General features: G+C 61.1%; 8 protein-coding genes. 6 read left to right on the forward strand and 2 right to left on the reverse strand.

The features are described 5' to 3' along the window. Window positions 1-27 precede the first annotated feature (27 nt). Window positions 28-393, reverse strand: a complete 366-nt coding sequence (locus QM600_RS14150; protein WP_283262109.1) for an SPW repeat protein — start codon at window positions 391-393, stop codon at window positions 28-30. 201 nt (window positions 394-594) lie between these two features. Between QM600_RS14150 and QM600_RS14155 the strand changes: the two genes are divergently transcribed. The 3 genes from QM600_RS14155 (at window position 595) to QM600_RS14165 (ending at window position 4,024) form a co-directional block, all read left to right on the forward strand. After that, window positions 595-1,350 (forward strand): DNA alkylation repair protein, encoded by a 756-nt coding sequence (locus tag QM600_RS14155; protein ID WP_283262110.1) that lies wholly within the window; start codon window positions 595-597, stop codon window positions 1,348-1,350. Window positions 1,351-1,490: 140 nt separating this feature from the next. Next, window positions 1,491-2,714: an RNA-guided endonuclease InsQ/TnpB family protein gene (locus QM600_RS14160; protein ID WP_283262111.1), complete on the forward strand. Its 1,224-nt coding sequence runs from the start codon at window positions 1,491-1,493 to the stop codon at window positions 2,712-2,714. Continuing rightward, entirely contained in the window at window positions 2,669-4,024 is a 1,356-nt protein-coding gene (locus QM600_RS14165) for a glycosyltransferase family 87 protein (protein ID WP_283262112.1), read from the forward strand. The genes QM600_RS14160 and QM600_RS14165 overlap by 46 nt, the downstream gene beginning before the upstream one ends. Here the strand turns inward: QM600_RS14165 and QM600_RS14170 are convergent. Then, window positions 4,008-5,063: a ferredoxin--NADP reductase gene (locus QM600_RS14170; RefSeq protein ID WP_283262113.1), complete on the reverse strand. Its 1,056-nt coding sequence runs from the start codon at window positions 5,061-5,063 to the stop codon at window positions 4,008-4,010. The two genes, QM600_RS14165 and QM600_RS14170, sit on opposite strands and share 17 nt — an antisense overlap. Before the next feature lie 363 nt (window positions 5,064-5,426). Between QM600_RS14170 and mdo the strand changes: the two genes are divergently transcribed. The 3 genes from mdo to madC form a co-directional block, all read left to right on the forward strand. Beyond that, complete coding sequence (mdo, locus tag QM600_RS14175) at window positions 5,427-6,701, forward strand: NDMA-dependent methanol dehydrogenase (RefSeq protein ID WP_283262114.1); 1,275 nt, start codon at window positions 5,427-5,429, stop codon at window positions 6,699-6,701. Between the two features lie 92 nt (window positions 6,702-6,793). After that, entirely contained in the window at window positions 6,794-7,870 is a 1,077-nt protein-coding gene (locus QM600_RS14180) for a MadB family AAA-type ATPase (protein WP_283262115.1), read from the forward strand. Further along, the coding region (gene madC / locus QM600_RS14185) for a MadC family VWA domain-containing protein (RefSeq protein ID WP_283262116.1) at window positions 7,867-9,361 on the forward strand (1,495 nt) is incomplete at its 3' end. The genes QM600_RS14180 and madC, both read left to right, overlap by 4 nt.

A 9,361-nucleotide genomic window follows, 5' to 3' on the forward strand; every position in this document is an offset into this window, starting at 1 on the left:
ATGGGCGGCCACTCCGTGATCGCCGCTTCAATGGGCGGCCACTCCGTGATCGCCGTGGTGCATTCTCGCGTTCATGACCGGCATCGCGCTCGCCGCCACCACGACGGTCAGCACTCCGACGATCCAGGCGGTCCAGGATGCGCCTGCGAGGGCGTGGAAGTTCATGACCCAGGGGGAGATGAACATCAGGAGCCCGAAGACACCCATCGCGTAGTCGGCCACGGCCATGCCCGGTCGTGCCATGTGTGCCAGGCCGGAGAGTGCTACGAGTACACCCAGGACGACCAGTGACCACATTGCCTTGTCGGTGGTGACGAGCCACATGGGTGACAGTGCGGCAAAGACACCGAGTACGACGGCTACGGCATCCTGCATTCGATTCCACGACTTCATGGCGAAACCTCCTCGAACGAAGATTGTGTCACTCTCGAGTACACGCTTGTCTGAGTCCGAGTTCAACTCTGCGCCAATTGCATTCGGGTTGCAGTTGTCCGCCTGCCGGGCAGTTTTGTATCAAGATTTGTAATCATGTGCGCGAGCGTCGATCAAGCCGTGCGACAGCGGTTCTGCTCTGAATTGTGAGATGGTGTCGGCATGGGTGATCCGGGCGCGCGCGACGTGTGTGACGCGTTGGCTGAACGTGCGAACAGTGACGACGCAGTCCACCTCCAGCGGTTCTTCAAAACCGGGCCGGGGGAGTACGGCGAAGGCGATGTATTCATCGGCGTCCGGGTGCCCAAGACGCGGACCGTGGTGAAGAAGTTTGCCGATCTCGAGCTACCGCAAGTTGATCTACTGCTCGGCAGCGAAGTTCACGAGCATCGATTGGCCGGACTGTTGATCCTCGTGACGCAGTTCGAGAAGGCCAGTAAACTGCGAACCTTCGACGACGCGACCCGCCGGAAGATCGCTGACTTCTACCTCGACGCCGTGGAACGTGGTCGGGTGAACAGTTGGGACCTGGTGGACTCGTCGGCCGGTCAGATCTTCGGCGGATGGTTGTTCGATCGTGATCGGAGTCCGATATTCGAACTCTCGGCGTCAGGTGACTTGTGGCGTCGACGCGTGGCACTGCTCTCGACGTACGGGTTCATCACGCGGGGCGACTCGTCGACAACGCTCGAACTCGCAGAATCGGTTCTCGGCGATCGACGCGATCTGACGCAAAAAGCGATGGGGTGGATGCTGCGTGAGGTAGGTAAACGCGTCGACCGGGACTTGCTGACCGGGTTTCTGGAGCTCAATGCCGCTCAGATGGGTCGCACTGCGTTGAGTTATGCGTGTGAGCATCTGAGTGCGGCCGAGCGCGCCTATTTTCGGGCGCTCCGTCCTAGTGACCTTTTGCCGTGACGGACTGTGACACTATCGATCGATGCCCGCTTCTCCCGCTCGGTTGACCTGAGTGCCGAGCGCAAGCCTCGTCTGTGAGGGCGGGGTTAGCGAGTGCCTGTTGTCGGCGTGTGTCGTAGGGGTGTGAGAGTCTCTCGGGTATGAGCATCGTGCAGCGCGCCTGCCCCGCCGAGGGTGCGCAACTCGATGCGCTGACCATGCACTGCGATCACGCGCGATTGATCGACAACCTCGGGTTGGAGCAGCGGTCGTGGTGGACTCCGTCTCGCCGACATTTCCGGCAGAAGATCACCGTCGCCTCGCAGATGCGGGATCTGACCGAAGCCAGAGCTGAATTCGATTGGCTCCGCGCCGGTTCCACGGTCGGGCAACAAGGCGCCCTGCGAGATCTGGATCGAGCATTCACCAATTTCTTTGCCCGCTGCAGCGGGTACCCGACGTTCAAGAAACGATCCGGGGCGCGGCAGGGATTCGTGGTCCGTGATCTGGCGGTGCGGCGCATCAACCGGAAGGGGGGCGAAATTCTGGTCCCGAAGGCCGGGAGGGTGCGGTTCCGGATTTCCCGGGCCAGGACCGACATCTGTGCGGCGACGTCGGCTCGGATTGCACTGACGAACGGCCGGTGGACGGTAAGCCTGACAACGCCGCCGGTACCTCGCCGCCAAGCGTCCACCACACCAGTAGTGGGGATCGATCGGGGCGTGGCGAATTCGATCGCCACCAGCGACGGCCGGATGTTCCACGCCCCCGGTTTCAGTGCTGGGGAACAGGGTCGGTTCGTGGCGCTGCAACGCCGCCTCTCCCGGCAGCAGAAGGGATCCGCGAACCGGGACCGCACGAAAGCGAAATTGGCGCGGTTGCGGTTGCGGCTGCGTCTGGCCGATCGGCGGGGTGACTGGATCGAACAAACCACCACCCACATCGCGAACACCTACGCGGCGGCGGTCGAGAATCTGCCGATCTGGTACCTGACTCGGCGGGCGAAACCGAAACCGGATCTCGACAATCCGGGAGTTTTCCCGCCTAACGGTGGGCGGGCGAAGTCCGGTTTGAATCGGGCGATCCTCGCGTCGTGTTGGGGGAAGTTCGCGCAGCGTCTCGCCCAGAAGATGTCGGTTGTCGCGGTTCCGGCCGTGTACACGTCCCAGGAGTGCTCGAACTGCGGTCATATCTGTCCGGAGAATCGCGAGAGTCAAGCGGTTTTCCGGTGTCAGGGCTGCGGTTTCGAGCATCATGCGGATACCAATGCTGCGATCAATGTTCGTGATCGCGCTTTCGAAATCGAACATCAACCCGGGGGCATTCTGGGGGATCGGGTGTGTCAGTCACGCAAGCGAGCCGCATCAACCGTCTCGGTGGCGTGAGCTGTCGGGGAATCCTCGTCCGTGAGGGCGTGGAGGATGTCAACTCTGCTCGATTAACGACGGCCACCACGATTGTGTCGTTGCTTGCGGCAAGTTTCCTGGCGTTGGCGTATCTGGTGTACGTCGTCCGAGCAGTCGAGCCGGTTGATTTTCTCGTCTACCGATACGCAGCAGATTTGTTTGCGACCGGCGGTGATGTGTACGAGGGAAACCTCGTCGGTCCGATGATCGCACCGGAGGGGATGCCTTTCACCTACACCCCGTTTGCGGTGCTGTTGTTGTGGCCCACAGTGCTTTTCGACTGGTGGACAGCGTACCTTCTGTGGTCGCTAGTGTGCATTCTGGTAGTCGCGTGGACGGTGTGGACGTTCACCCCGAAGTCGATCAGGTTGCGGCCGTGGGTGATGGCATTGATTCTGCTCGGTGTATCGGTGACACCGACTGTCAGCGCGCACATTTCGTTCGGTCAGGTCAATCTGCTGTTGATGGCGCTCGTGTTGGTCGACATCACCCGCCGCGAAGATTCGTGGCTCGGCCGGCACTTTCCGCGTGGCCTTCTGATCGGCATTGCGACGGCCGTCAAGCTGACGCCAGGATTGTTCATCGTCTATTTTGTCGTGACGAGACAATGGCGTCTGGCGATCTGGAGTTCGGTGGGGGCGGCGGTGGTCACTCTTGCTGCTGCGCTGGTCGATCCGGCATTGAGCCGAACATTTTGGACTGACGTCGTGTGGAATCTCAGTGATCGGGTGGACTTGACCGGTGAAGCGATCGCCAGTTCGGGCAACGGTTCACTTCAAGGAACTCTGGCAGCGATGGGTTCGTGGACGGACCCGTTGGTGATGCCGCTCATCGCAATCGTGGGTGTGCTGGCGCTGTGGATCGCGCGGAGAATTTATCTCGAGGGGCGTCTCATCGACGCAGCCTTGGTGATCGGGTTGAGCGCGCCGATACTGTCCCCGATCAGCTGGATTCACCACTGGGTGTACCTGATTCCGGCGGCGATCACGATCTTGTTCAGGATTCGGTCGCGTCGGGGCGTCGCGGTATTTGTCGCGGCGCTTGTGGTGATCTACTGCGGACCGAGTATGGGGGCGCAGTTGATGGAAGGTTCGCCGCTGCTGTTCCCGATCGGCGTGATCCTCCGGGAGGGGTTCATCCTCGTGAGTGTGGCAGTAATAGTCGCGCTGTTGCGCATGCAACCCCGAACGCTGTGGCGTCTTGCGCCGCGAAAGCGTTCGGCCCCCGATTCCGTGGGGAATCAGGGGCCGAACAGTGCCGAAGGATCTTCGGTCAGAACTCGATCTTGAGGGTGTCGGTGACAGGCTTGGCCTGGCATCCGAGGATGTAGCCGTTGGCGATGTCGTCGGCGTCGAGGACATCGCAGTTGTCCATCGTCACTTCGCCTTGGATGACGGTGCAGGCGCAGGACCCGCATTCACCTTCCTGGCAGGAGTACGGCACGTCGAGACCCTTGGCGAGCATGATGTCGACGAGGGTCTGCTTGCGGGGCCAGACGAGGGTGTGGGTTTCGCCGTCGAGTTCGACCTCGACAGTGGCAGCATCAGCTGCTTCTTCGTCGGTGACCTCGGCAAGCTCGACGTCCTTGAACGGATCGCCGGCGAGGGAGTTGAAGACCTCGGCGTGGACCTGCGTGCGGGGCATCCCGGCTTCGGCGAGTGCCTTGTGCACAGCGTCCATGAAGGGGCCGGGGCCGCACATGAATGCTTCGTAGGCGACAAACGGCTTCGCGAGGGTAGCGAGCTGAGAGACGGCAGGCAGGCCCTGTACCGATTCGATCCAGTGGACGACGGTCAGTCGGCCGGCGTGCTGCTTCGCGAGTTCACGGAGCTCAGCGCCGAAGATGACGGACTTCTCGTCGCGGTTCGCGTACACGAGGACGACGTTGCCGTTGCCCTGCGTGAGAGCGGACTTGAGGATCGAGATGACGGGCGTGATTCCGCTGCCTGCGCCGAAGAGCAGGAAGTCGTGATCAAGCGACTTGGGGGTGAAGACACCGGACGGAGGCAGGACCTCGATGGTGTCGCCGACCTGAACCTTGTCGCACAGCCAGTTGGAGCCGTAGCCGTCGATGGTTCGCTTGACGGTCACCTTGGGGGCATCGTCTGTGAACGGTGAGCTGGCCAGGGAGTAGCACCGTGCGACCGAACCGGTTTGGTCGCTCGGGATGCGGAGCGTCAGGAACTGTCCGGGCTTGTAGTCGAACTTGCCCTTCAGCTCTGCGGGAATTTCGAACACCAGCGACCGGGCGTCTGAAGTCTCTTCTACGACTCCGGACACGGTGAGTACCGCCGATCGCGAACTGTGCGGTACCTCGACTGTCGTCATCGCGAAGCAAGTCCTCTCGTGAAGCTGGGTGAAGCGTAGGTCAGTGAAACGCCGCATATAGAACGTGTTCTAGTTCAATGTTAGCAGCGATGAAAAGCTACTGGGGATCCTAGCGGTCAGGTAATGCGTTCCCGATCAGCGGGAACCAGACTGTCGTGAGGCGAGTGTCCTGGCGGTCCGGACTGGCAACTGCCTGTCCGAACGGGCGGTTTGACCACGGCTTCCGGACGGTAATCGCAGCAGGGTCTATGCGTGGACTGTCGGCCGGTCCACAGTCGAATGCAGATGAGATGCCGATCACATGTGAGCGGCTCGAATCCCTCTCACCGTCACATTCACGCACATTCGCGAGGAGTCAAGAAGATGGCTATCGAGCTCAACCAGATCTGGGATTTCCCGATCAAGGAGTTTCACCCCTTTCCACGGGCACTGATGGGTGTCGGCGCCCACGACATCCTCGGTGTCGAGGCCAAAAATCTCGGCTTCAAGCGCACGCTGCTGATGACGACCGGTCTGCGCGGTTCGGGAATCATCGAGGAACTGATCGGCAAGATCGAGTACCAGGGCGTCGAGATCGTTCTCTACGACAAGGTCGAGTCCAACCCCAAGGATTACAACGTCATGGAGGCCGCTGCCCTTTACCAGAAGGAGAAGTGCGACTCGATCATCTCGATCGGTGGTGGCTCCAGCCACGACGCAGCCAAGGGTGCTCGTGTCGTGATCGCTCACGACGGCCGCAACATCAACGAGTTCGAGGGATTCGCCAAGTCCACGAACAAGGAGAACCCGCCGCACATCGCCGTCTCGACCACAGCTGGTACGGGTTCCGAAACCTCGTGGGCGTACGTCATCACCGACACGTCCGACATGGACAACCCGCACAAGTGGGTCGGCTTCGACGAAGCGACCATCGTGACGCTCGCAATCGACGATCCGCTGCTCTTCTACACCTGCCCTCAACATTTCACCGCGTACTGCGGGTTCGACGTACTTGCCCACGGCAGTGAGCCTTTCGTTTCTCGCCTCGATTTCGCACCGTCGCTCGGTAACGCCATCTACTCGGTGGAGTTGGTGGCGAAGAACCTGCGCGAGGCTGTCTTCGAGCCGCGTAACCTCAAAGCTCGTGAGGGAATGATGAACGCGCAGTACATCGCGGGTCAGGCTTTCAACTCGGGCGGTCTGGGAGTCGTGCACTCGATCTCCCACGCAGTGAGTGCGTTTTTCGACAGCCATCACGGCCTGAACAACGCCATCGCGTTGCCCCGAGTGTGGGAGTACAACCTGCCGTCGCGCTACGAGCGCTATGCACAGTTGGCCGGTGCGCTCGGCGTCGATACCCGCAATCTCACCACCGTGCAGGCGGCCGACGCGGCTGTCGAGGCGGCCATCCGCCTGGCCAAGGACGTCGGTATCCCGGACAACTTCAGCCAGGTGCGCACCGACTCGTACGCGAAGAATCAGATGAACACCAAGAAGTACGAGGGTCGTGGTGAGGTCATCAAGGGCGACGAGAAGACCGTGCTTGCCATCTCCGAGCACATTCAGGACGACTGGTGCACCCCGGGTAATCCCCGTGAGGTCACTGTGGAGTCGATGATTCCGGTTGTCGATCACGCGATCAACAAGTCGTACTTCTGACCTGTCGGGCTTTCGGTCCTGTGCGCCTTTTCGGTAGTTCGCACCACCGAAAAGGCGCACAGGGGCTATGCCCCTTCCGAAAAGGAATGCCCATGTCCAGAGCCTTTTCCACCGGTGCCGAACTGAAGGAAGCCTTGCGCGAGCAGGACTACATCGCAGACGACGAGTTCGCTGTGGTTGTTCATCTTGCAACGGTATTGGGGCGCCCGCTCCTGCTCGAAGGGCCGGCCGGAGTCGGTAAAACCGAACTGGCGAAGTCCCTGGCTGCGATCGCGGGACGCAAACTCGTGCGGTTGCAGTGCTACGAGGGGCTCGACGACAATCGAGCGCTCTACGAGTGGGACTACGCCAAACAACTTCTGCATGTGCAGATGCTCCGGGACCGGATCGGCGATCAGGTCGCGGAGTTCGACAGTGTTGCCGACGCCTCGAAGTTTCTGGCAGATCAGGACTTCGGGCTGTATTCCGAGAATTTTCTGTCGGTTCGACCACTGCTCGAGGCGATTCTCTCGCCGGAACCGGTGGTGCTTCTGGTCGACGAGGTGGATCGAACAGAGGAATCGATGGAAGCGCTTCTTTTGGAAATTCTGGCCGAACAGCAGATCACCATCCCCGAAGTCGGCACGTTCGTTGCTCGCTCACAACCGTGGGTCATTCTGACGTCCAACGACACTCGTGAACTGTCGCCGGCACTCAAGCGCCGCTGCTTGCACTATCACCTCGGCTATCCCACCTCGGAGCGTGAACGGGAGATCGTCACTGCCCGAGCGACTGAGGTCGACCCGGCCACTGCGGCCGAGGTTGTCGAGCTGGCACGAATCTTGCGAGACCTACCACTACGCAAGAGTCCCTCCATTTCCGAAGTGATCGATGCGGCCAGAGCTGCAACCATTCTCGCGGCCGGTGGATTGGGCACGACGTCAGAGAGCAAGGTGCGTGACATCCTGCTGACGGCATTGCTCAAGTACTCCTCCGATGTGACACTCGCGAAGCAACGCTTCGACGGAAAGATCCCGGAAGTATCGTCGGGTCGCGGTGAACCGATCGAACGTGCAACGGTAGCAAGCAAACCCGCGAATACGACGACGGCAGTGTTCAGGGGGACCGGTGGCCGTGATTCGGATCAACAAGGAATCCGCAGTGGCAGCGGACTCCGCTCGACGCGATGATGACGCTCGGTGCCAGCACCGTTTGGCAGCCGTCGTTTGTTCTCGACGTGGTGTCTGCGAGTTTCGGCCGATTGCTCAGGGCAGCCGGAGTGTCGGCATCGCCGGCGGAGGTGATCGAGGTTCGTCGGGTGCTTGCGATGGTCGGGGCGTCGGATCGGGACGTTCTGCGTGCGTGCCTGCGTGCGGTGTGCGCCAAGTACTCTCACGAGCAAGCCGGATTCGAGCGTGCGTTCGACGCATTGTTCCGTCCGGTGCCGGGCAGGCAGGTGACAGAGCGAATCGCGTCGCGAGCCGAGATAGCCGACGGACTGCCTACCGCGCTCGATATCGACGAGGATCAAGAAGTCGGCCGCTATGCCGAGTACAACGAGCGCGCCGCCGAAGTGGGCGACTACTTCGATACTCCGGAGGCCGAGAAGGGATTCAATCCGCACAAGGACGACGATGACGTGTCGATGACATCGAGTGACGCGGAACTGTCGGTCGATACCGGTTCGGATACCGGTCGGCGCGGCGTCAGCTACACGGTTGACGTCGACCGTGCGTCGTCGGCAGTTGTTGGCAATCTCAGCAACGATGTTGCTGCTGCCGTGGTGGGTTCGCTGTCCTGGGACGATCCGACATCAATTCTCGCGTGGCTCGACGCCTACGATCCGGGTAAGGCATACGCCGACATCTCCGATGACGGACCGTTGACGACGGCGCAGTTGAACCGGCTCGTCGAGGCCGTCGAAGCATTTGTCCAGGCGCTCTCCGCAGCGGTGCTGTTCGAGAGTGCCCCCGAGGTGCCGACCGCTGACGGGGCCACACATAACGACATCGAACTTGTCTGCCATGAAGTTCTGCGGCGTATGCGCGGTCCGTCGAGACCCAGGCCGCGCGAACGCGCGCGTGGACGTCTCGATATGCGACGCACGGTGCGATCGAGTCTGCGGACCGACGGCATCCCGTTCCATCTGGTGGTGAAAGCGCCCCGACCTGATCGGGTTCGACTGCTGTTGATTGCGGACATCTCGTTGTCGGTGCGGCCCATCACCGCATTTACCTTGCGATTGGCACAGGCGATGCATCGGCGTGCGGATCGATGCGAGGTGCTTGCTTTTGTCGATCGCCCGGTCGACGTCACGGACACATTGCTTGCCAGCAGTGGGGACGGTGCGTTGGCTGCTGTCCTGGCACATCCCGGTCTCGATCTGGAAGCGAGCAGTGATTACGGGCGGGTGCTCACCGAATTGTTGGACGAGCACGGAAATTCCCTCAACTCGCGGACTTCCGTCATCATCGTCGGTGATGGACGGTGCAACGGATTGCCGCCCCAGGTCGACAAACTCGCAGAACTACGCCGCAAGGTCCATCGCTTGGCCTGGATCACCCCGGAATCACAACGCTATTGGAATCAGGCTTCGTGTGCGATGCCGGACTACTCGGAAATCTGCGACGAGGTTGTGGTTGCCAGAGATGCCGCGCAGCTGATGGCCAAGGCTGCGGAGT

The sequence above is a fragment of the Rhodococcus sp. IEGM 1379 genome (genome assembly GCF_030056815.1).
GTDB lineage: Bacteria > Actinomycetota > Actinomycetes > Mycobacteriales > Mycobacteriaceae > Rhodococcus_F.